The organism is Paenarthrobacter sp. NPDC057355 (genome assembly GCF_042667405.1).
Lineage (GTDB): Bacteria > Actinomycetota > Actinomycetes > Actinomycetales > Micrococcaceae > Arthrobacter.
Genome location: NZ_JBHVAL010000003.1, coordinates 50,023 through 73,305, shown reverse-complemented (window position 1 = coordinate 73,305; position 23,283 = coordinate 50,023). Strand labels below are relative to the sequence as shown.

Below are 23,283 nucleotides of genomic sequence, written 5' to 3'. Positions count from 1 at the left end.
CTTAGAGGACTTTGAAGTAGTCGAACGGTTCCTTGCAGTCCTGGCAGACGAAGAGCGCCTTGCAGGACGTGGAACCAAAGCGGGTGAGTTCCTTGGTGTTGAGCGAGGAACACTGCGGGCATTTCACGGCAAGGCTGAGCCGGACCGGACCCGAGTGACCGCCAGCGGCAGCCCTGCCACTGGGAGGCGCGATCCCGTATTCCTCCAGCTTGGCCTTGCCGGACTCGGTCATCCAGTCAGTGGTCCACGCCGGAGACAGCACGAGATTGATGGCCACGCCGGCGTAACCGGCCTCGCGGAATGCCGTGCGCAGGTCATCGCCAATGGCATCCATCGCCGGGCAGCCCGAGTAGGTGGGCGTGATGGTGACCTCGACGGCGGTACTGGCGGGGCCGCCGTCGTGCGCGCCGTCAGCGGTGGCCGCCTCGGGCGAGTCGACAACCCGCACGCCGCGCAGGATTCCGAGGTCCTCGATGGTGAGGACCGGGATTTCCGGATCGCAGACCGTGGAGGCAATCTCCCAGGCCTGCTGCTCGGCGGTCTTTGCCATGGTAGCCATCCCAGTCACCAGCTCGCGCCCGGGTGCTCGCGCGCCAGGACCTGCATCTCAGCAAGAACGTAGCCCAGGTGCTCGGAGTGCTTGCCGCGCCGGCCTCCGCCCAGTGACTGGGGAACGTTGGGGAGCTCAAGCCCGGCTTCGGCGAGAATCTCACCAGTGAGGCGGTCGAAGGCTTCGCGCAGGCTGGAGGGCTGCACCGTGACGCCGGCTTCGCTGAGGCGTGTGGTGAGCTCGTCGTCCTCGAAGAGCTCCTCAACATACGGCCACACCAGCTTGAAGCCCTGGATGATCCGCCTCCGGGATTCGTCCGTGCCGCCGGCAAGGCGCAGCACCCACTGGGCGCTGTGGTCGCGGTGGTAATCCACTTCCTTGACAGCCTTGGCCGAGATGGCGGCGATGGTGGGGTCGCTGGACTCCATGAGCGCTGTGTAGAGCTCGAACTGGTAGAAGCTCACGATGAACTGCCGGGCGATGGTGACCGCGAAGTCACCGTTGGGCTGCTCGAACAGATGCGCGGAGCGGAATTCGTGCTCGCGGCGGAAGTAGGCGAGGTCGTCCTCGGACTTTCCCCAAGCGGCACCGGCGTAGGTCAGGAAGGAGCGCGCGTGGCCCAACTGATCCAGCGCGATGTTGCCAAGGGCGATGTCTTCCTCAAGCTCAGGAGCACGGGAAATCCAGTGACCCAGGCGCTGGGCGAGGATCAGTCCGTCATCTCCAATGCGCAGGGCGAACTCGGCCACGTCCTCGCTGGGCTTGACCTGGCCGCGGCTGATTTCCAAGGCAATGTCCTCAGGACGCAAGGCGTTACCCGGAGTGATACGGGTGGCGCTCGCCGAGCCATCGCCGGAAGCACCGGCGCCGTGGACGCCGACGGAAATGTCGCCGTGGCCTTCGATGGCGAAGTCAGTGTCGTGGTTGGTCACAGGTGCTTCACGCCTTCGCTCTTGGTGTAGTACGTCGCGTGGCGGTAATCCTTGCCCTGCGGGGACTCGAAGAAGGAACCCTTGGAATCGGGATCGCTGGAGGAAATCGCCTCCGCCGGCACAACCCAGATGGACACGCCCTCGTTGCGGCGGGTGTACAGATCGCGGGCGTTGCGGAGGGCCATGGCAGCATCCGGTGCGTGCAAGGAACCGGCGTGGACATGGGAGAGGCCACGGCTGGAGCGCACGAAGACCTCCCAGAGGGACCACGGGTGCTCTTCCTTGGCGCCACCGGGGGTGAGCGTCGGGACTGAGGCGGGTGCCGCCGTCGTGCCTTCCGCAGTGGTGGCCGCAACTTTGGGGGCCTCGCGGTTGATTTCGCCGGCGGCGCTGGCCGGTGCTTCAGGATTTCCGTGGGGAGCCATTATGCTGCGTTCACTTTCTCTGCTTGCTTGCGGGCGTACGCCACTGCTGCTTCCCGAACCCAGGCACCGTTCTCGTGTGCCTCACGGCGGCGCTCGACGCGCTGCGAGTTGCAGGGACCGCGGCCGGCCAGGACTTCCTTGAACTCGTTCCAGTCCAAGGGTCCGTGCTCCCACTTCTTGGTTTCTTCGTTGAAACGGATGTCCTTGTCCGGCAGGGTCAGGCCCAGGACCCGGACTTGCTCCACCATCATTCCGACGAACCGGCTGCGCAGCTCGTCATTGCTGAACCGCTTGATGTTCCACGCCATGGACTGCTTGGAGTTGGGTGAATCGTCATCCGGCGGGCCGAACATCATCAGCGACGGCGCGTACCAGCGGTTCACGGCGTCCTGGGCCATCTGCTTCTGCGCAGGCGTGCCGTTGGAGAGTTCCAGCAAAATCTCGAAACCCTGGCGCTGGTGGAAGGACTCTTCCTTGCAGATGCGCACCATTGCGCGTCCGTAAGGACCATACGAGGCACGGCACAAGGGCACCTGGTTGCAGATGGCCGCGCCATCCACGAGCCAGCCGATGGCTCCCATGTCTGCCCAGGAAATCGTGGGGTAGTTGAAGATGGACGAGTACCGGGCCTTGCCGGCAATGAGGTCTTCCATCATCTGGTCCCTGGACTGCCCCAGCGTCTCTGCTGCGGAGTACAGGTACAGACCGTGGCCTGCCTCGTCCTGGACCTTGGCCATGAGGATGGACTTGCGCTTGAGGCTCGGAGCGCGGGTGATCCAGTTGGCTTCGGGCTGCATCCCGATGATTTCCGAGTGCGCGTGCTGCGAGATCTGGCGCAGCAAAGTCTTGCGGTAAGCCGCCGGCATCCAGTCGCGCGGTTCGATGCGCGAGTCTTCCGAAATGATGCGATCAAAGTACGCCTGACCGGCTGCCTCCCGCTCCTGCTCCTCCGGGGACAGCTCAGCGGGCACTGACTGCAGATTCTGCGATGCCATGGTTGCTCCTAATAAATTACCGACCGTTCGTTCAGAATATGCGGAGCTGATGATTTCCGTCAAGCGTTCGGCGCATGGTGCCCCGGATGATTTCAGCCTCTTTCGGTGCTCGGGCGTTGTTGACAAGGCGCCTGAGAATCCCCGTGTTAACTTGGGGTGGGGCCTCAACCGCCCCGCGCCAACGCAAGGAAAGAGCTCTACGTGGAATCGCCCCAGCCCTTCAGGATCCTCACCGTCTGCACCGGAAACATCTGCCGCTCCCCCGTCGCCGAGAGGCTGCTTCAGGCTGGGCTCAACCAAGTAAGCCCCGGGTCATTTGAGGTCCGCAGCGCCGGAACCCGCGCCTTGGTGGGTGAACCCATCCAGCCGCTCTCCGCCCAAATCATCAGCACCTTCCGTGGGACGCCGGATAATTTTGCCGCGCGGCAGCTGACCCAGAAGATCCTCCGCGAAACCGATCTGGTACTGGCAATGACCTCCAAACACCGCGGCGAAGTACTCCAGCTGGACGCCTCACTGCTGAAGCGCACCTTCACCGTCCGGGAATTCGCCCGCATGTTGGCCGTCCTGGAAACGCGCGACGACGCCCCCGCCACCGGGAACATCGTGGACTTTTGGAGTGCCCTCCCGGCACGGGCAGCCTCGGTGCGACACCTGGCGCTGCCGTCCGACCCTTCAGACAACGACGTGGTAGACCCCTACCGACGAGCGGAAGAGGTCTACCACCAGATGGAGGATCAGTTGGCCCCGGCCATCCTGGGTATCCTCCGGTTCGCGCGCCTGACGGCGCCGGCCTAGTTACAGCTATTAGTTAAGGGCGATCACCAGCATCTGGTTGGTGCCTGGGATGCAGGTCTGCAAGACCACTGCCGGGAAGCCGCCAAACACCGCTGCCACATCATTGGTGGTTCCGGGGTTGGGCACCTGTGCCCTGCCAGTGGCAGTGAAGGTCCCGTACCCCGGAATGGACACGGTCTCCCCTACACCGATTCCCGAGAAGCGTGCCCACCCTCCGCAGAAGTCGTGTTCCGTGATGAACACTGCATAGGCGTTGGTTGGGGTGTAATTGATAGGCCCGATGCAGGCATCCACCAGCGACTGGCCGCCCGCGCCTGCCACGTAGATGGTCCTGACGGCCGGCGCCGGAGCGGGGGCAGGCGCCGGGGCTGCGGCGGGAGCAGGGGCAACTGCCGGTGCTGCCACTTGGGCTTGAGGAACCGTGGCCTGCGCCGGCGCCGCTGCTGGAACGGGCGCAACGGGTGGGCCCGTGAGTTTGAGGACCTGTCCCGGGACGATCACCGAGTACGGGCCCAAGCCATTGGCAGCCAACATCGCGTTGACATCCACGCCGAACCTTGCGGCAATGCTGCCCACCGTGTCACCGGATACCACCGTGTACAGGTTGGGGTCTCCTGCCGGGGCTGCGGGAGCCGCTGGCGCCGCAGGAGCGGCCGGCGCTGCTTCAGCCACCGGGGCCGGGGCGGCAGCGGGCTCAGCCGCGGGAGCGGCAGCCGGCGGGGCCGCCTGGGCTCCCGCGTTCTGGGCTGCCGCGTTCTGGGCCGGCGCGGCTGATGCGGCACTGCTTGCCGGTGCCGATGGCACTGCCTCAGGTGCGGCCGCTTGTTCATTCGAGACCGTTTGTTCGGTGCCACTTGGGTGGGTAGCCCAATTGACCACTCCAAAAATTACGGGAATCAGCGCCAGTATTGCCAGGACGGCGCCGGCAATCATGAGCTTGGATTTGCTGAACGGAGGTTGTCGGCCGACGCCGCTGTCCTTGTTCAGTGAAGTTTGCAGCTCTACATCATTCATGTTCATGGGAACTCCGGGACTCCATGGCTGGGACCGCGCGTGGGAGCCTTTTGTGGCCCTGGTGGAGAAAGCGCAGCTATGTATTGGGAGGAGCACCGCCGCACAACGACGGGGTGCGATCCGCCGCTGAGCCGGAGGAACGGAATTGCAATAAACCCCTGCAAATTCAAATATAGGAATTGGGTATTGCCCCCTGCACGAGTAGGAGCTACTCGACTTTCCCCCAAGCGCTGGCACACGGCCATCAGGTATTACGCAGTTTCGGGGAATGGGCTACTTGGCAGTACTCAGGCAGCAGTGGAAAGAGCACGTGTTGTCAAGCGTTCTTAACAGGACATTTATTGTGCCCTGAAGGGGTGTTTTCAGCGTATGCTCTCCTCAGCGCAGCTAAGACGGCGTTGTTCGCTTTTGGTGGGGCCACTTTCGAAAGCAGGGGTTCAGTGGCGGGAGTGAAGCACGAGGTTCTGTCCAAGCGCTCGTGGGCGGGACGCGGTTTGCCGTTTTTCCTGATTGCGGCCGGCTTTAGCGCAGTTCTGCTGGCCGTCGGGCTGGCAAGCGGAATCGGCACGTCCACTGCACAACTGGCAGGTGACCTGGCAATCCTCACAGCTGTCCTTACGGCCCTGGTTACCCACATACGCGCAGCCCTCAAACAGCCGCATTCGACGGCGGGTCGCTGGTTCGTGGTTGGCGGGCTGGCACTCTGGTCCGCCGGACAAGCCATCTGGACCGCCAATGGCATCACCCTTGATCACGACTACCCATTTCCTTCATTCGCCGACGTCGGTTTTGTTTGGTACGCGCTCCCGGCCTCCATTGGCCTGGTTCTGCTTCTGCGGGGGCAAGGACTGCGATTGCCCCTGCGCCGCACCATCCTGGATGCCGGCGTGGTGGCAAGTTCCACTTTCTTCATTGCCTGGAGTTCCGTCCTGGGCCCCTTGGCCAGCGCCAGGAACAGCGACCCGTTCGCCCGCATCACGCAGATGGCCTACCCCATCGCGGATGTCTTCATGGTTTCCGTGGTTATCGTCCTCACCATGCGCGCAGCCCGCGGGCGCAGGCTGCCCTGGCTGAGCCTCGGCGTCGGTTTCTGGGTCCTTGCCGTGACGGACCTCGCCTACATGCGGCTGACACTCGAAGGAATCTCGGGCGTGACCGGCTCACCCCTGGCGTTGGGGTGGGTGTCCGCCTTCCTGCTGGTCGCTTTGAGCCCGCTCATTCCTGAAGCGGACAGCAGCCGAAAAGATGGCCGCGGCTACGCAGTCGCGCTGGAACTGCTCCCCTATCTCCCCGTCTTCAGTGCAGTGTTCTTTTCCCGGACAGGCCCCATCGGCGCCGACCGCGTCCTGCTGGTAACCGGTTTGATAGTCCTGGGTTTCGTTATCGTGCGGCAGGTGCTCATCGTCGTCGAAAATGTGACCCTTACCCGCGACCTCGAGACCAAGGTGGCCGAACGCACGGCCGAGCTTGAGGGGCTCGGTGCGATCGTCAATTCCTCCGGCGACGCAATCGTTGGCGAAACCCTGGACGGCGTCATCTCCAGCTGGAATCCCGGGGCGGAAAAGATCTTCGGATATCCGGCGGCCGAAGTGATCGGCACGAAAGGTGACTTCTTCATCCCGGAGGGGGTGCGGGAGAAGGAGCTCCGGATGTTGGAAACCACGGTGCGGGATGGCGACGTCCAGAACTACGAAACACAGCGCAAACGCGGCGACGGCGCCATCATCCCCGTCTCCGTCACCCTGTCCCCCATTCGGAGCGCCACCGGGATCCGCGGAGTGGCGTTCATCTCGCGTGACATTACCGAGCGCAAAGCGGCTGAAGCAGAACTGCTCGCCGCCCGGGAAGCCGCCTTGGAAGCAAGCCGCCTCAAGTCGGAGTTCCTGGCCACCATGAGCCACGAGATCCGCACACCCCTGAACGCCGTCATCGGATTGACGTCGCTCATGATGGATACCCCCCTCAGCGACGGACAACGGCAATACGCCCAAGGCGTGAAGGGTGCCGGCGAAGTCCTCCTGACCCTGATCAACGACATCCTGGACTTCTCCAAACTGGAAGCCGGAAAAGTGGACCTGGAAGTCACGGCTTTCGATCCGCGGGCCCTGGTGGAAGAAGTGGCTGGGCTGGTTGCCGAAGCAGCCCAAGGCAAGAACCTGGAACTCATTTCCTACTGCCACCCGGATGTCCCCGGACGACTCATGGGCGATTCCGGCCGGATCCGGCAAATCCTGGTGAACCTCTCCTCCAACGCCGTCAAGTTCACACCATCTGGTGAAGTCGAAATCAAAGTCTCCGTGCTGGCAACCGACGCCGGAATGGCCTCGCTGCGCTTCGACGTCCGGGACACAGGAATCGGCATCAGCTCCGAGGACCACCACCGCCTCTTCGAATCGTTCGCCCAGGCTGATGCGTCCACCACACGGCGCTACGGAGGCACCGGGCTGGGGCTGGCCATTTCCCGGCGGCTCACCGAAGCGATGGGCGGACGGATTGGGCTGGACAGCGAACTGGGCAAGGGCAGCACGTTCTGGTTCGAACTGTCACTGCCCATAGGGCCGGCGGCAGCCGAGAGCCTCACCCTGCCTGCGACGCTGGCGGGCAAAAGGGTCCTGGTGGTGGACGACAACGCCACCAACCGCCTGGTGCTTGAGACCCAGCTGGACAGCTGGGGAATGACGCCGGTGGCGGTGGCCGATGCCTCCACCGCGATGACCGAATACCGCAACGCCGTCCTGGAGGGCCATCCTTACGACATCGCCGTGGTGGACATGTGCATGCCCGATACCGACGGTTTGGAGCTTGCCCGCCTCATCAACAGCGAAAGCACCCACCCGGGGCAGCCAGGGATCATTCTCCTGACCTCAACCATGATGGTGGACAGGGTTGACCTGGCCGAGGCTGGAATCCGTGAGTACCTCACCAAACCGGTCCGCAGCTCAGAGTTCTACAACCGGCTCCTTCGCCTCATGGCCACCAGGACCACCGGTGCGCCGGCGGCACCGTCCCCCGTCCTTCTGCCCGACGAGCCGGATGCGCAGCTGGGCACGTTGCTGGTGGCAGAAGACAACGAAGTAAACCAGCTTGTGGCCCGCGGCATGGCCAACCGGCTCGGCTACGCCGTGGATATTGTTGAGGACGGCGCCCAGGCTGTCACGGCTGCGCTGACAGGGCGCTATGTGGCGGTTCTCATGGACTGCCACATGCCTGTCATGGACGGGTTCGACGCCACCCGCGCCATCCGGGCCCACAACGGACACTCCACGCGCATCCCCATCATCGCCATGACCGCCGGGGCCCTCAACGAGGACCGCGAGCGCTGCTTCGCGGCTGGCATGGACGACTACATCAGCAAGCCAGTGGACCTCACAACGTTGGGTGCCGTCTTGGCCCGGTGGATACCGCAGCCGGAAGAACCGACGACGGCGGCAGCCGGGGCCGCTGACCGGTCAGGGTTCGGTGGGGCGCCGCAGGAGGCGGAAGCACCGCCGTCGGACGCTGTTGTTCTTGACACCGGGCGGCTGCAGATCCTGCGCGAGCTCGGGCCCGACGACGGCGTGGGCTTGCTGCCGGCGGCCATCGAGGCGTTCCGGGAAGATGCTGCGGGAACCGTTGAAGCGCTGCGTTCCGCACTCGACGCCGGTCAGGGCCCCGCAGTGCAGGCGGCGGCCCACAAACTTGCCGGTGCGTCGGCCAACATTGGAGCGGTGGGAGCCGCTGCCATGTGCAAAGAACTGGAAAAACTGGGACGGGACGCCGGCCCGGGGTTGGAGGCCGAAGGATCGCGGCTGCTGGAACAGCTGTCTTCGGAACTGGCCAGGGTGGACCGCGCCCTTGAGCGAATCCTGTTGGGGGCCCTGTGAAGATCCTGATTGCGGACGATGACCAAATCTCGCGCATGATCACCAAGGCAGCCGTGGAACAGTCCGGGCACGAATGCATTGTGGCCGTGGACGGCGACTCGGCCTGGCAACTCTTCAAAGAGCACAGCCCCGAAGCGGTCGTAACGGACTTGATGATGCCCGGGCTCAATGGGCTGGACCTCTGCCGTGCCATCAGGGCCGCGGAAGAGGACAGTTACACCTACGTCATTCTTGTTACCTCCCATGGGTCGCGGAAGGACGTGCTTGCTGGCATGGAGGCCGGAGCAGACGACTACGTCACCAAGCCGTTGGACCCGTTCAGCCTGCACATCCGCCTCCTCGCTGCCCAACGCATCACGTCCTTGCACGCGGATCTGGCCCGCTACCGGTCTGCCCTGACCGAGCAGGCCCGCACCGATCCCCTGACCAAGGTGCACAACCGGCTCAAGTTGTCGGAGGATCTGGGAGGCCTGCACGTCGGGGACACGACCGGGCACAACTACTGCCTGGCCATGGTGGACGTGGACAACTTCAAGGCCTACAACGACATCTACGGCCACCAGGCCGGTGACGCCGCGTTGGTGGCCATCGCGGCTACCTTGTCCGGGCAGATCAGGGCGTCGGATGCTGTATACCGCTTTGGCGGCGAGGAATTCCTGTTGCTGCTTCGCGAGCAGTCTGCCGCCACCGCGGAGACGGTTTTGGAGCGCGTCCGCTCAGCCGTACACGACCTGCGGATCGAGCACTCCGGCGATCCCGACGGCGTCCTGACCATCAGTGCGGGCATCTCCGCCTTTACCGACGGTCACCGTGCGACAACCGAGCAACTCCTTCACGAAGCCGACCTCGCGCTGTACGCAGCAAAAGCCTCAGGCCGTAACCGCGTGGCCCTTGCCGATTCTTTTCGTGCGGAATGAGCTAATTGGGGGCTTCCGCCGGCTGTTGGGGGCGTTGGTCAGCACAATGAGGTCTGCATGTTTCTGAGGTTCGTATTCCCTAAACCTGCGGGAAGCCGGTAGCCTCCTGAGTTGCATGCCACGTTGTCGGTCATCGTCACATAGGTCACCGGACGCTCAAAGTCGACCGCTCCACCGACAGACTTGATGTCGTTGTCCCTAAAGGTGTTCCCAAGCACCTTGATGTGGTGAATCTGCTTGGTTCCGTCGTAATAGGCGTCCTCCAAACCACGGGGGGAACCCCAGACGGTGTTGCCGGTGAGATCGATGTTGTAAATCACTCCGGATCCTCCAGCAAGGTCGATACCGGCTCCGTGTCTGCCTCCGCGTACGTTGTTATTCGTGATCCGGATATCGTGAACGTCCTCAGTGCCGAAAGTGTGAACGGCAATTCCGTCATCCCCGTCGGTTCCTTTTCGCTGGTCGACGACATTCCCCACGATGTCTCCGTGGCTCGTGTTCATGGCGTGGATTCCGTCCAGCTCCGTATACTTTCCGTTGGTTTCGGACTGGGTACTGCTGTTCCTGACGCACCAGTTCGAACCGCCGACGAACGCGATTGAGTAAGTGAATGGGTTTCTTGTCTGAATACCTTCGACGACGGAGTTATGCGAGTCGCGCACGTCGACTACATACTCGTTCAAGCGGCCCGGGACATTGCCATTCAGTGTGTCGCCGGATTGATCCGCGGTGAAATTCGCCAGGGTTGTGTTGTCGGCCCCGGCCGTAGTAATGATCGGATAGCCGCCCGCGGGACCGGTGTTGCCCAGAAAGCCAGGCCCTGCCTTCAAGACCGTCGCGGGCCCTGCGCCCTCGAGTTTTACATTGCTCGCCATACGAAGCTTCCCGTTGATGATGAATGTACCTGCGGGGATCCTCACGATGCCTCCGCCGGCAGCGCCTGCTGCATCAATTCGGCCCTGAATGCCTGGCGTATCGTCCAACGCGTCATCGGGCTGGGCCGTGACGGTGTACAGGTTTGTGCCAGTGCTACCGGTGGCGGCGCTGACCGTACACTCCCCAGGAGACGCAGCAGGCTGTACAGGCGTCGACCCCGTCGCAAGAGCTGCAGTTGGCGTCATGGAAGATATCATCATCAGCAACGCAGCGCCCGAAGCTACCGCAAAGCTGCGGCGGCGCCGCCGGCGTTCATTGCCCGGCGCAGAGCCTTCACGACAGGACAGTGAGATGCTACGCGAAGCGGCGCATTCTGGAGTTCCCACACAGGTCATTGACAGTATTCTCCTTTGGAGGTTCAGGCCTGACGAGGAGGCTCGTTCATGGCCTCCTGGACTGCCGCGGAAGTCATTCACTGGCTCGGCAGTAGTCATCTATTCAGTATCTGCAGGCCGGAGAACATGACGCGGATTGGGCATCAGTAGCTCTGGATCACGTCACTGTAGTGGTCGAGAGTCACCCCGCTACGTCCCTCAGGGTCAAAGAGATCGTCCTCGAACCCGAACAGGAACATGGTCATCCCACATTCGGCGGCGTATCTTGGGGCGATCTGCAGTTGCTCGGCCAGGCTGTCCGATAGCGGTGTGCCACCGGTGTACGGCAGCCAAGGGGCACCAGGATTTTCGCCGACCAGACCTAGACCGGCCCGGCGAGCCAAGGCACTGGTGTATCTGTGGGAGGACCACACCGAAACGTCGTCCTCCATGAAACTCACTTCGTCGCCCGGATGACACCGGTCCTGTAGCGGCGAGACGGCGCGGGCAGTCACGGCCGAAATATCGTCCAAGCCAGTGAAGTCCACGTCAACCCCAGGCAAGGTGGAGAGCACCGCGAATTGTTCGAGGTAATCCAGACCACGTTCCTGTGCGCCGTCCGGGTTCGCCCGCCCGTCCAACCGCCCTCTGAGGGCTTCCGTTTTCTCGGCAGGCAGGACTCCTTTGCCCGCTACCGGTACGTGCACGCGCCCCTGGTACCCGAGCCCCCGAAGCTCGTCCACCTGCCACACCACGGCGCCCACCACTGCACCGGCGTACCAATCCCACCAGGCCTGGACCTGCTGACTATTCACTGCCCTGCCCTTCCATAGGCGGGCGCCTGGAACCCAGCCCGGCATCGGGGAAGGTGCAACCCCCTCCGCCAACCCCTTTCCCAGTTGCGGTGCATCACCGAACGACCAGAATTCGCGCTCATTTCCGCCGTCCTCGGCCCCCGGGTAACCCAGCTCGCCGGTAGCGTTCGTCCCAACGCGTATTGCCGCAATGCCCTCGAAGCCCACATCCGATGCGATGCGGGCCAGGTACTCATGGACGGCTTCCCTTACTTTGGCGCTGAACACCAGCTCAGCCCCGGAATCCCCCGGCACTCCTCCAGCGCTTCCCCTCAAGACCCCACCAGGCAAGCTCCTTACCCAGTCCGGCGGGTAATGCAGGCCCGGAGACAGGACAACGGCCATGCCTGCGTCACGACAATCTTGCAGTTGAGCCCGAACGCCCGCCACGTAACGCTCATCAACGAGGCCTTCGCCCGGCTCGTAGCGATCCCAAGCCAAGGGCAATTCCACCACGGACACCCCTGCTTCCCGGAGCGCAACGACACGTTCAGGGGCACAGGAGGCACCCAAAACACCGAACGACATGGTCTCGGGTGCTGCTGGCTGGGCCGCGACCCCGCATCCGGCACTCAAACCGATGGCCACAATCGACAGCAGGGTCGAAAGCACCTTCCGCCTCACCGGTACCCTCCGGACACAGGAGGAATTGTCTGTCCCTGGGAAACAGCAGCGTCGAGTTTCGTCCGGTCAAGCTGCCAAAGAACAGTATCGCCGGAGGTGGGTCCCGTGAAAGAGAACACGGGCTGAGCGTTGTTTTCCAGCCAGTGCAGGAGCTCGGGGGCCGCGAAGCCGTAGCCTTCTTTTAGTGGCCTGTCCTGCGTGAGGACATACTGGGCGTTCCCATTCTCAAGGGATTGCAACGAAGGCAGTACCTCCCACCCCTGATGCGGCAAAAGGGCGAACTCACCCGTTACCGATGTCAAGCCCACCTTCGCAGACTCAGGCAGTTCGGCGTTCATGTAATCCCGTGCACGGACAAGTCCGTCATCTACGACTAACCTCGCCTGGATGCCCAAGATCAAACTGAGAACCGTTATGACCGCTGCAGCCACTCCGACGACTCCGCGAAGCCTTGAACGCCAGGAAACTACCATCGTGGCGGCTACCGGGGTCGACACCAGCCCGACGATCACCACGCAGTAGCCAAATTGCTCTTCTGCCGCCCCGAAGAAGACCGAGTAGACACCCACAAAACCAGTTATTAGTGAGAACAGACCTGTCACCCGCCGGATTGCCACCGGAGAGAAGGCGGCAACCGCTCCGGCCACAATGGATAACCCCAGGAGCAAATAACTGGTACCGAAACGGCTGGCCATGTCCACGAGCCTGGCCGTCAGGTCCACCTTCGGTGTTGTGTTGAAGCCCGTCATTTGCACGGCACCAACCATTCGCAGTACGCCAACAGATTTTTGCTCTATAAACTGCGGAAGTAGCCCGTTGATGGCCACCACGGACAGATAAACGGCATATGGCACGATGGAACCGGCCAAGATGCGAAGGGCCGTCGCCATGGGAACGGTTTTTCGCCAGAAGACAGCGGCCAGCAGGGGGACGAGGGTGAACGCTGCTGTCATGTCTTTGGTGACGATAGCCAGTCCGAAGACCAGCCCGGCCACAACTCCCAGCCAAGCCCGCCTGCGGTCTGCCGTGCTGTCCAGCACGAGCAAGACCAGCAGCCAACCCGATAGAACGGCCAAACCTGCCGGGGTCTCGATCATCAAGCGCCCGTCCATGCGAAGGACGAAGGGATCACTCGCAAGAATGACGCCAGCCACAACAGCGGACACCCTTCCCGCGAGCCGGCTGACCAAGAGATAACAGACAACCACTGTCAACGTTCCCAATACGGTGTTGACCCATCGAAGTTGCAGGGCCAGATCCATCGGGTGCCCTTCCAAACCCAGAACCCGGATCACAAGGCCGTTTAGAACAAACGAGCCGGGCGGATGGAGGAAGAATGGGTTGCCAAGTATCGAAGGCAGCTGGCCTTGCGACACCAACTGGGCGATCTCCGCATACGTTACTTCGTCGATAAAGACATCGTTGGCGCGCTCAACTCCGAACGACCGGAACACCAGAGCGAGCAATCCCACAAAAACTGCAACCCACAATGGATGGCGAAGCAGCCACGGAGACCTCTTGGCACGCCTCCGTCCCCGAGCCAGCGGAGGAGATGCTTGAGCTTGGTCAAACGAATTCATAATGCCCTTCAATAATGTGTTCCACCGTTTGGCGTCCGGTCCTGCCTTAAGGCCCAGGCACGTAGTAGGTCTCGGGGTTCACTGGAATATCTCCATCAGGGAACAAGGCGTCTGCCTGCGTTAAGTACTGCCTGATCCGCGCGGGTTTGGCGTCCAGTCCCGTATCCCAGGTCCACGGCACAAAGCCCATTTTCGACATATAGGTCCGATCTGGAGCAGCCACCAGGTCGTAGGGGAAGTCTGAATACATCACCACGTTCTCCGGGTGCCCCATACCTATCTCGCGGGTCATGAGGTGGTCCACATGCTTGCCCACTCCCGCAGGACAAAACAGCAGTTCGGCTTGCGTTCTTGCGATGAGTGCAGCGACGTCTGCACGGAGTTGGCCGATGAGTGCCAGGTCGCCTTTGGCGATCCTGCCCATCGCGATGTCAAAACGGTAGCTGGGGTAGCGGTGGGTCAACTCCGGAAGGAGCCCCTCCCACACGCTGCTGCCCACCATCGGTGGCTTGCGCCGACGTCGGAACAGCGCGTCCACTTCGCCAAGATGAATGGACTCAACCCCCAGTTCCTGCAACACAGCGCGGTCCTCAGACTGCCTGGCCTCAAACAGTTCCCCGGCGTCGGGTATGGTGCACTGGCGCACATACGATCGGGCTGCACGGGTGTGCGGGGGCGGCTGAGCCTCCGTGAAGATGGTGGCCACAATGATCCTGCGTTCCTGGGACTGGGCCTCGATCAGGGCGCCGCAGGACAACACAGCGTCATCCAAGTGGGGCGACAGGAACAGCCACGGAGCGTCACCCGTCATGGACCTTTCAACTCGCGATCGGACCGGCATCTAAGCCTTCATATCGTTGCGGGCTCGTGGCCGCTGGCTCTGTGGTTTCCGTAGTTCAGCAAGAGCTGTGCAGTAGGCCTCGGCCTGCATACCGGCGAGCGCGTCCCAGCTGTAACCGGCGGCGAATTTCCGCCCCTGGGTAGCAACTTCTTTGAGTCCATTCGAGGCATAGCTGCGGACGACTTGGTCTGCAAACGCTTTGACATCGAACGCCTCAACCAGCCACCCAGCGCCGGGCGGGATGATCTCCCGCAGACAAGGGATATCGAAGGCAACAACCGGTGTGCCCGCGGCCAGCGCATCGATGGCCACCAACCCAAAAGTCTCGTGCCGGGAGGGCACCACCAGCAACCGTGCATTGCTCAACGCCCTGAACTTTGCATCGCCGGCCAGCCAACCGAGCATCTCTACGGAGTCAGAGAGGCCGGCAGCCTCAATGGACGCACGAAGCCGTTCTTCGTCCGGACCGGTGCCGGCGATCAGAAGCTTGCCATCTATGCGACAACGAATGTCGGCCCACGCTTGCACAAGGAGATCCAATCCCTTGTGTCCTACTTCAAGGCGGCCCAGGAAGAGAACGTCCTGGCCGAGGTTGGGCCCGATCTCCCCTATGCCCGGGTCAACACCGTTGCCGATGACATCGACATGGAGGTCCGGGTTCACCTCTTTCAATCTCTCGCTGATTCCTTCCGAGACAGAGATGAGCCGGCTATGTGTCCGCACGCCAAGTCGTTCGATCCAGTGCAGTGGCAGTTTGTACTGCCGTCCTTTTTCTGCGGCATGGAGCCACTGGACAATGCCAATAGTTGGACGTCGAGTCCACAGCGGTGCGGCCATGGTGGAAAACGGGGCGAAGAAGTCTTCCACCACCAGTTCAGTTGGTGAGCGTCGCCTAGCAACTTCATAAGGCAATTTGGCCACGTAGGCCAAGAGGCGGGTCAGCCGGTTCGCTCCCCTTCCGAAGCCGATCGGGACATAGTGCACCCCATCCTCGACGCGTTCTTGCCAACCCGGGTACCGGGTGGTCAACACCGTGATGTGAAAGCCCTTGGCCGCCAATCGACGGTTGACTTCGCGGGTCCTTACCGACCCTCCGCCGGCTCCTGGCATCAGTGGATCCTCGAACCCTAAATGCAGGACTCTCATCTATCGCTCCGCTCCGTATTCGTTGGACTGCACTCGACCGCTTGCCTTTGCCTGAGGTGCCATGGACCGCCGCCCGGTACGCAAGTCGACGGCGGCACCCGGCGGTCGTCGTCGTCGAAGCTTGAAGTCGTTCCTGCGCGGCAGCAAGCCGCGCTGGTGGGCAAGTACGGTAACGCCGCTGATCATGGCAATGGCAAGCCAAAGCAAGGGCTGCACCTGGGCCGCCGCCGCGAGGACCACGACCAGGGCGGCCGCCGGAATGACGAACCGGCCCGTTCCCTTTCCCGGCGTGGACGCGGCCGCGGCCAGCACCGGGCGCGCCAGGACTGCCATGACCAGCCCCGCCGTCACCGCGCCGACGGCGGAACCCATGGCCATGCCGTCCACAGCGTTCGTCTCCCAACCAGCCCATAGCCCGCCGACTACCAGCAGGCAGGCACACGCCAGGCCGAGTTGGCAGCGGCGATAAGCACGCATCGCCAGAAGGACCGTGGAGAGCACCATGAGGACCGCATAGCCAAGGCCAGAGGCCGCCAGCCACGGCAAGAGCCCCAGGGAGCCGTGATATTTCTCTGGAATAAGCATTCCAGCCATCAGCGGCGGCGCAGTGGCGATGATGGCGAAGGCCACCACTGCGAGTTGCCCAAAGGAAGCAAACGATGCGCCGAGCACCTCAGCAGTCTTGGCTTCGCGACTGCGAAGCAGGGGAAATGCCACCAACGCCGTCCCGACGGCAACGTAGACGGGCCCCTTGGCGATCGTGGCGAGTGCCTGGAAGCCGGCAGCAGCGGTGGAACCGCCGTCGAGAAAGCCCACCACCACAACGTCGACGCCCACCAGAACCGAGACCACGCAGAGAACCAGCGCGATATCGCCTGTCTCTGACCATCGCCATTTCTCCAGCAGCACGCCCGGCCGCCATCGGAGGTCACGGTAGAACGACCACGGGACTACCAACGGCGCCAAGCACCCGGCGACGAAGCCCAGAACCGCTCCTCCGGCACCCCAGGCCATCCAGATCACCAACAGGCTGAAAACGAACCTGAGGCCAACCTCGCCGATGGTGGACAACGCATACCAAGTAAAACGGAGCTCACCCTGCAGCCACCCGGAAGGTGCATTCGCCACGAAAATCCCAAGCGCTGCCAGCGCAACGGGGGCAGCCAAGGCAGGACCAGCCAGCGCCAGTGTCACGCCGCCAGTGATGATCGCTGCGGCAAGACCGGAAAGAGCGGAAACGTACACCGAGAAGGCCATGCCGTTCCGCCGCTCCTCGCTGCCCTCCGGGTGAACGGCAACGACATGCGAGAGGGGAAGCGGAACCAAGGCATTGGCAACAATTCCAACCACTCCCAGGATCATGGCGGCAGCGGCAAAGTGAGTGTATTGCGTGGTTTCAAGCATGCTGGCCATCAAGAGAGTGCAGGCGTAGCTGACCGCGCCGACAACTCCTGCGGAGATGGCGAGAAAGCCACTGTTGCGGGCTACTTTTGAGTGGTGTTCGGGGGCCCTGTCCTTGCGTTTGCTGCTACTGGCCATCGATGGCATCAGCAGGAGTAAGCATGCTTCCCGGACCCGCCAGGAGGGCGTTTCGGCCTGCGTGGCGCAGTTCGGCAGTGGATACTCCGATGTTCTGAAGGGCTGCGAAAGCCTCGAATTCATCGCGTCCCTTCATCAACACAGCCACATGCCCGTCGTCCATGAGGGCCACTTCATCCGTAGGCCGCAGGATGGACCGCAGTGGCGCGCCGTCGGGCAATTCGAACCTCACAAGCGTGGAGAGATCGGAATGGCCCGCCAGGGGATCCCCGCATTCCCTTCGCAACCTGCCCTCCTCGAGCAGTACCCCCGTGAGCAACCTGGTGCTGCGTTCCCAGGTGAAACAGCGGGCCCATTCCCGGCACTGGGCCGCGATGTTTGCGGCGACGCCGGCCTGCGACAACTCCGTAATGGCCTCGGTCAGGGCACCGCCGAACTCCCGCGGGTCCTCCACCAACCAGCCAGTCCTGCCATGCACAACGGAATCCCGTATGCCTGGCACGCGAAGGGCCACGCAGGGAACTCCCCATGCGGCTGCTTCGATGACAGAGCAGCCCCACCCCTCGGAGGCGGACGTGGACGCCGTCAGCCAAGCCCTGCCGAGTATGAGGTCCCGGATGTCATTGGGTTGATAGCCGTGGAACGTCACGGCGTGACCGAGGCCCAGGTCCATGGCGAGCTGCTGAAGCCTTGCCCGTTCCGGACCGTCTCCGACGATGTCCATCGTCAACTGTGGAACGCTGCGTACAGCAACAGCGAACTGCCCCAGCAGGAGGTCCAACCGTTTGTGCGGTACCAGACGACTGACGACGGCGATGCTCGGCGCAGACGTTCGGCTCGCCACTTTTCCGGGGATATCTATCGTGCCGTTGGGCACCACGTGAACGGGACCAGCGAAGCCCAGTTTCCGCAGTTCCAGCCTCGTGGAAGGTGACACTGCCACGATGGCCCGCTGGCCGTAGACCCGTTTGGCTCCCGTGTTTTCCAGGAAGCGGCCGACAGCTGCCATGGGTGGAGAAAAGCGTGTGCGGAACTGATCCTGGTGGACGTGGTGCACCACCTGGACAATCGGAACGTCCTTGGGGAGAAACAGCGGGGAAAAGAATGGGATCCCGTTCTGGCAGTCCACAACGGCGTCGAACCGGCCGTTACTGCGCAGAAGCCGCAACGCAGTCCTCCCGTAGATGGACAGCGGGCCACCTCCCCGGAGTATCCGGATACCGTCGATGAGCTCCTCAGGCGACTGACCGGCGTCGCGACCCGTAAACCACGTGACTTTGACGCCGTTCTCAACCCACCTCCTGGATATTTGGTGCATGTACTGCTCGGCACCGCCTGCGAGGGAGTGCTGGACATCGCGCCAGTTCAGCACCAGTACACGCTTGCCGGCCAGCTTGCCGGGAGCGTTGAGGTCGGGCAGGACGAAGGTCATGGCATCGCTTTCTGAAGTTGCAGCACTGAGGCAAAGCTGGCCACGCCATCCTGGAACGGGCGGAAGGTTGACTCCGATCCGTCCGTCCATGCCACCGGGATTTCGATGATGCTGGATTTGTTGTCCTGGAGCCGCAGGAGGAGTTCGACGTCGAAGGCGAAGCCCGTACTGCGGCACTGCACCATCGCAGCGGTGAGCGCATCCCGCTCAAAGAACTTGAAGCCGCACTGGGTGTCCTGGATCCCCTTGACCTTGGAGCGGGTCAACACCCGGAACGCGGTGCCACCCACCCTGCGGCCGAGGTGCTGGGGACGGACGAAGGTGGAACCGGGAGCGTGGCGCGAGGCGATGACGGCCGCTGCGCCGCGTGAGAGGTGGGCCATCGTCTTGGTGAGGGTTTCCAGCGGGGTGGCGAGGTCGGCGTCGAAGAACCCGGTGAACTTGGATGTTCCGCTGAGGAGGCCCCTTCTGACTGCCGCACCCTTGCCACGGCGTGCGCAACCCACGACCGATACCGGCACTCCGTCACGCTGCTCGCGGGAGATCCGGCGGACCACGGCAGCGGTCTCATCCACACTGCCGTTGTCCACCACAACGATGCGCGAAGACCAGGGCTGGTCAGCCAGGAATTCCATGGTTTGCCGAAGGGTTCCCGGGATTCTTGAGGCCTCGTTGTAGGCGGGAATGATGACTTCCAGATCCACGAGGGACCTTCGCATGGATTCGGAGCACTGGCGGGCAGGGGACATTCCCTTCCTGCCCGGCACAACACCCTGTGGATAAAACGTGACCATCTGAACCTCCAACTGTCCGGGCACCGTACGAAATCGTGCTCGCAATAGAAGGAGTGAGGGGTCGGCACAACTCATGACGCCAATTCAGAGTTGTAGTTTCAAGTCACAGCCGACGATCAGCTCGCAGGGCGCCGCCAGGCGCTGTGAGCGAAATTTATGGTTTGGTGTCCGAGCGCCTCTATAGAGTGGCCCCATGAGCCACACTTCTTCTGCATCCTCCGCCGCCCCGGAAAGCGCCCTGGAGCCGCCTGTAGCCAAGCGCGTTCCCAGTCGCCGCGAGCACCACGGAGACGTTTTTGTGGACCACTACGAGTGGCTCCGGGAGAAGGAATCTCCGGAAGTTGTGGAGCACTTGAAGGCTGAAAACGCCTACCAGGAGGCCGTGACTGCCCATCAGGAGCCGTTGCGTGAAGCCATCTTCCAGGAGATCAAAGGCCGCACCCAGGAAACGGACCTGTCCGTGCCCGGGCGCAAGGACGGCTGGTGGTATTACAGCCGCTCGGTGGAAGGCAAGGAGTACAGCATCCAATGCCGTGTCCGTGCGCAGGATACCGGCGATCGTGTAGCGGATTGGACGCCGCCGGCCGTTGAGCCGGGTGTCGCTATCGACGGCGAGGAAGTGCTCCTGGACGGCAATGTCGAAGCTGAAGGCCAGCCGTTCTTCAGCGTGGGCGGCGCAGCCGTGACCATGGATGGCAATCTCTACGCCTACGCCGTCGACAACGCCGGCGATGAGCGTTTCACTCTTCGCATCAAGGACCTCCGTACCGGCGAACTCCTGCCGGATGTCATCGAGAACATCTTCTACGGGGTGGCCTTCTCCCCCGATGGCACCCGCCTTTTCTACACAGTGGTTGATGATTCCTGGCGTCCCTACCAGGTGAAGTCGCACATCCTGGGCACGCCCGTCGCCGAGGATGAGGTGCTTTACCAGGAGGACGACGTCGCCATGTGGCTGGGCTTCGACCTCGCCTCCGATCGCCGGCACCTGGTGCTCAGCATCGGCTGCTCGGAGTTCAGCGAAACACGCCTGCTCCGCTTCGATGATCCCGACGCCGGACTCACCACCGTCATCTCCCGCGACGAGCACATCCTCTACGAGGCCGAACCATTCCTCCTCGACGGCCGCGAAACCCTCCTGCTCACCCACAACAAGGACGCCATCAACTCCATGGTGAGCCTGGTGGATCCGGAAGAATTGGCCAAGCCGCTCGCCGAGCAGCACTGGCGCACCGTCGTCGAGCATTCCGAGGAGGTGCGCGTCAACGGCGCCGGGGTCACCTCCACGCACCTGGTGCTGTCCATCAGGGAGGACACGATCGAGCGCGTGCAGGTGCTGCCGCTCGCGGGTCTGGGAACTGCCGCACAGGGCGCCCCGGTTGAGCCCGCCTTCGACGAAGAGCTCTACACGGCGGGTGTTTCCGGCTCAGACTATGAAGCACCTGTTATCCGTATTGGCTACACCTCGTACTTCACGCCGTCACGGGTCTACGACTTCGTGCTGCCCACTTCGGAACTGCCCGCCGGCGAGTTGCTCCTTCGCAAGGAAAGCCCGGTGCTGGGCGGCTACTCGTCGTCGGACTACGCAGCCACCCGTGAGTGGGCAACGGCCGACGACGGCACCCGGGTTCCGCTGTCAGTGCTGCGGCACGCTTCGGTCCAGCAAGACGGGACCGGGGCAGGCCTGGTGTACGGGTACGGCTCCTACGAAGTGAGCATGGACCCCGGCTTTGGGGTGGCCCGGCTGTCGCTTTTGGACCGCGGAATCGTGATGGTGATTGCGCACATCCGTGGTGGTGGCGAACTCGGCCGGCACTGGTACGAGGATGGGAAGAAGCTCACCAAGAAGAACACCTTTACGGACTTCATCGCCGCCACTGACTGGCTGGCAGGCTCCGGCTGGGTCTCGCCGGACCGAATTGCTGCCATGGGCGGCTCGGCGGGCGGCCTGCTCATGGGCGCCATCGCCAACCTGGCCCCCGAAAAGTACGCGGCCGTAGTGGCACAGGTCCCGTTCGTGGACGCTTTGACCACCATCTTGGATCCGGAACTCCCGTTGTCGGCCCTGGAGTGGGAGGAGTGGGGAAATCCCATCACCGACCCCGAAGCCTATGCGTACATGAAGTCCTATACGCCGTACGAGAATGTGCGCTCGGTGGCCTATCCGAAGATCGCCGCGGTGACGTCCTTCAACGACACCAGGGTTCTTTATGTGGAGCCCGCCAAGTGGGTCCAGGCATTGCGTGCGGAATCGACAGGCAGCGAGCCGATCGTCATGAAGATTGAGATGGACGGCGGCCATGGTGGCGCTTCCGGCCGGTACGTCCAGTGGCGGGAGCGGGCCTGGGATTACGCGTTCGTGGCTGACTCCCTCGGAGCCACGGAACTACTCCCCGGGGCGGGCCTCAAGTAGCTGCCCCGCCTCACCCAACTGAGTAACAGCAAACGTCGCTATGAGGCCTCATTGGAGCGTTTGCTGTTACTCAGTTGGGTGAGCGGGCGCGGAGGATGGCGTAGTAGCCGGGGATGATGTCGGGGGCCGAGGGGTTGCTCAGCGGCCGGGTTTCGATGTTCGTCGCGCCGTCCTCCACAAGGTTCCAGTCCGACGTCGGGAACGCCTTGGCGCGTTGCGCGGCACCAAAGTGCCCGGGCATCGGCAAGCCACGGATTGCCCACTCAAGCGGCGCCGGGATCGACTTCCGGGTGGCGCCGAGATGGCTGACGTAGTCCACCGGCGTGCCCCGGAAATTGGTCTCGGCCAGGAACACTCCGCCACGGCGTCCGACGACGGGCAGCAGGTTCGCTGCCATGGCCGCACGTCCGCGGCGGTCCAGTACGTGCAGCACGCCGCGGATAAAGACGTTGGCGTCGCCCGTCCAGCCGGCATCGGCCAGGGCTTTCGCAACGGTCCCAGGGGCGTCAGGCGCCGTCATGTCGCAGACCGCGAAGGCCGTCGTCGGGATATCCGCGGACTCCAAGCGCGCACGTTCCACCGCGTTGGCAGAGTAGTCGAGCCCCAAGGCCAGAGGGAAATGTTCCGCGAGGAGTCGGGTAAAGCTGCCGTTGCCACACCCAACGTCCACTATGGGCAGCGATGGATCCATGTGCCCCAGCTTGGGGAGGTAGCCGTTCAATTCGTGGTCGCTTCCCGAGTCCCACAAGACGTCGCCGGTGGCACCCGTAGAGCGCACGTTGCCCCAATATTGGTCCCACGCGGTGCGTGGGTCCTTGGGCGCGGCGGAGGAGAGCCTGATGAGGCGTGGGATCAGCAGGTACTTCCTCAGCGCAGACAACATTCTCCAAATATAAGGGGCCTCAGCTTTGGCCCAGCCACTCCAGCGCTTCTGTTTCGGAGGTGAAGAATTTGGTGGGACACGGCGGCTTCATGATGCCAAGGAAGAAGTTGGCGATGACCCTGTCTACCGGCGAGGAGCCCCAGAGGGCTATCCGGTTGGCTTGGCACGGTTTCGCGAAGACCGATCTGGCACCCCGGCTGACGTCGTCCGTCGTGGCCATGTCCACGATCATGGGATGGCGTTCGGTCCCGCACAGCTCGTTAACCCGGTCCATGGCGCGTTGCGCGTCCGCTTCCTTGATCCGGGCGCCGCGGGGCCAGGTCAGGCGCAAAATTCCGGACTCTTCGAGGTCCAATTGAAACATCACCTGCTGGTGGTCCTGCGGTGCAGTGGGGTTGTCCATTATGCTCCTCCTGCGGTTCACGACCGATGA

At 62.9% G+C, this 23,283-nt stretch carries 19 protein-coding genes; 4 read left to right on the top strand and 15 right to left on the bottom strand.

Annotation, left to right across the window (positions count from 1 at the left end; translation table 11 throughout):
* Position 1 precedes the first annotated feature (1 nt).
* Genes paaD through paaA form a run of 4 tightly spaced genes read right to left on the bottom strand, consistent with a single transcriptional unit; the run spans position 2 to position 2,902 of the window.
* On the bottom strand, positions 2–559 hold the full coding sequence (gene paaD / locus ACFUOZ_RS05845) for a 1,2-phenylacetyl-CoA epoxidase subunit PaaD (RefSeq protein WP_377545689.1): 558 nt from the start codon (positions 557–559) through the stop codon (positions 2–4).
* 5 nt (positions 560–564) lie between these two features.
* Positions 565–1,482 (bottom strand): 1,2-phenylacetyl-CoA epoxidase subunit PaaC, encoded by a 918-nt coding sequence (paaC, locus tag ACFUOZ_RS05840; protein ID WP_377545687.1) that lies wholly within the window; start codon positions 1,480–1,482, stop codon positions 565–567.
* A complete protein-coding gene (paaB, locus tag ACFUOZ_RS05835) occupies positions 1,479–1,907 on the bottom strand; it encodes a 1,2-phenylacetyl-CoA epoxidase subunit PaaB (RefSeq protein ID WP_377545685.1) in 429 nt (142 codons plus the stop codon). Before paaB ends, paaC begins: the two co-directional genes overlap by 4 nt.
* Positions 1,907–2,902 (bottom strand): 1,2-phenylacetyl-CoA epoxidase subunit PaaA, encoded by a 996-nt coding sequence (paaA, locus tag ACFUOZ_RS05830; protein ID WP_377545683.1) that lies wholly within the window; start codon positions 2,900–2,902, stop codon positions 1,907–1,909. The genes paaB and paaA overlap by 1 nt, the downstream gene beginning before the upstream one ends.
* 201 nt (positions 2,903–3,103) lie before the next feature.
* On the opposite strand from paaA, the gene ACFUOZ_RS05825 reads away from it, so the two are divergent.
* Entirely contained in the window at positions 3,104–3,700 is a 597-nt protein-coding gene (locus tag ACFUOZ_RS05825) for a low molecular weight phosphatase family protein (protein WP_377545681.1), read from the top strand.
* A gap of 9 nt (positions 3,701–3,709) precedes the next feature.
* Here ACFUOZ_RS05825 and ACFUOZ_RS05820 read toward each other — a convergent pair whose 3' ends face one another.
* A complete protein-coding gene (locus tag ACFUOZ_RS05820) occupies positions 3,710–4,720 on the bottom strand; it encodes a LysM peptidoglycan-binding domain-containing protein (RefSeq protein ID WP_377545679.1) in 1,011 nt (336 codons plus the stop codon).
* Positions 4,721–5,163: 443 nt separating this feature from the next.
* On the opposite strand from ACFUOZ_RS05820, the gene ACFUOZ_RS05815 reads away from it, so the two are divergent.
* Together ACFUOZ_RS05815 and ACFUOZ_RS05810 are read left to right on the top strand one after the other, a co-directional pair.
* A complete protein-coding gene (locus ACFUOZ_RS05815; protein ID WP_377545677.1) occupies positions 5,164–8,577 on the top strand; it encodes a response regulator in 3,414 nt (1,137 codons plus the stop codon).
* A complete protein-coding gene (locus tag ACFUOZ_RS05810; RefSeq protein WP_377545675.1) occupies positions 8,574–9,494 on the top strand; it encodes a diguanylate cyclase in 921 nt (306 codons plus the stop codon). Before ACFUOZ_RS05815 ends, ACFUOZ_RS05810 begins: the two co-directional genes overlap by 4 nt.
* 38 nt (positions 9,495–9,532) lie before the next feature.
* Here the strand turns inward: ACFUOZ_RS05810 and ACFUOZ_RS05805 are convergent, their stop codons facing one another.
* The 8 genes from ACFUOZ_RS05805 to ACFUOZ_RS05770 all read right to left on the bottom strand — a co-directional run bounded on the left by ACFUOZ_RS05805 (position 9,533) and on the right by ACFUOZ_RS05770 (position 19,554).
* On the bottom strand, positions 9,533–10,615 hold the full coding sequence (locus ACFUOZ_RS05805; RefSeq protein ID WP_377545673.1) for a glycosyl hydrolase family 28-related protein: 1,083 nt from the start codon (positions 10,613–10,615) through the stop codon (positions 9,533–9,535).
* A 293-nt stretch (positions 10,616–10,908) separates the two neighbouring features.
* Entirely contained in the window at positions 10,909–12,210 is a 1,302-nt protein-coding gene (locus ACFUOZ_RS05800) for a hypothetical protein (protein ID WP_377545671.1), read from the bottom strand.
* 8 nt (positions 12,211–12,218) lie between these two features.
* Positions 12,219–13,694 (bottom strand): ArnT family glycosyltransferase, encoded by a 1,476-nt coding sequence (locus ACFUOZ_RS05795; protein WP_377545669.1) that lies wholly within the window; start codon positions 13,692–13,694, stop codon positions 12,219–12,221.
* A 154-nt stretch (positions 13,695–13,848) separates the two neighbouring features.
* Entirely contained in the window at positions 13,849–14,613 is a 765-nt protein-coding gene (locus tag ACFUOZ_RS05790; RefSeq protein WP_377545667.1) for a PIG-L deacetylase family protein, read from the bottom strand.
* A gap of 30 nt (positions 14,614–14,643) precedes the next feature.
* Positions 14,644–15,753 carry a glycosyltransferase family 4 protein gene (locus ACFUOZ_RS05785; RefSeq protein ID WP_377545665.1) on the bottom strand — a complete coding sequence of 370 codons (1,110 nt, stop codon included), beginning with the start codon at positions 15,751–15,753 and terminating at the stop codon, positions 14,644–14,646.
* Positions 15,754–15,789: 36 nt separating this feature from the next.
* Positions 15,790–17,328: a lipopolysaccharide biosynthesis protein gene (locus ACFUOZ_RS05780; protein ID WP_377545663.1), complete on the bottom strand. Its 1,539-nt coding sequence runs from the start codon at positions 17,326–17,328 to the stop codon at positions 15,790–15,792.
* A complete protein-coding gene (locus tag ACFUOZ_RS05775; protein WP_377545661.1) occupies positions 17,318–18,760 on the bottom strand; it encodes a glycosyltransferase family 4 protein in 1,443 nt (480 codons plus the stop codon). The genes ACFUOZ_RS05780 and ACFUOZ_RS05775 overlap by 11 nt, the downstream gene beginning before the upstream one ends.
* Entirely contained in the window at positions 18,757–19,554 is a 798-nt protein-coding gene (locus ACFUOZ_RS05770) for a glycosyltransferase (RefSeq protein ID WP_377545659.1), read from the bottom strand. The genes ACFUOZ_RS05775 and ACFUOZ_RS05770 overlap by 4 nt, the downstream gene beginning before the upstream one ends.
* A 193-nt stretch (positions 19,555–19,747) precedes the next feature.
* Between ACFUOZ_RS05770 and ACFUOZ_RS05765 the strand changes: the two genes are divergently transcribed.
* Positions 19,748–21,967 carry a S9 family peptidase gene (locus ACFUOZ_RS05765; protein WP_377545657.1) on the top strand — a complete coding sequence of 740 codons (2,220 nt, stop codon included), beginning with the start codon at positions 19,748–19,750 and terminating at the stop codon, positions 21,965–21,967.
* 70 nt (positions 21,968–22,037) lie between these two features.
* Here ACFUOZ_RS05765 and ACFUOZ_RS05760 read toward each other — a convergent pair whose 3' ends face one another.
* On the bottom strand, positions 22,038–22,850 hold the full coding sequence (locus tag ACFUOZ_RS05760; protein ID WP_377545655.1) for a class I SAM-dependent methyltransferase: 813 nt from the start codon (positions 22,848–22,850) through the stop codon (positions 22,038–22,040).
* Positions 22,851–22,869: 19 nt separating this feature from the next.
* The gene (locus ACFUOZ_RS05755; RefSeq protein ID WP_377545653.1) at positions 22,870–23,253 is read right to left on the bottom strand and encodes an STAS/SEC14 domain-containing protein; all 384 of its coding nucleotides are present in this window, start codon (positions 23,251–23,253) and stop codon (positions 22,870–22,872) included.
* Positions 23,254–23,283 lie beyond the last annotated feature (30 nt).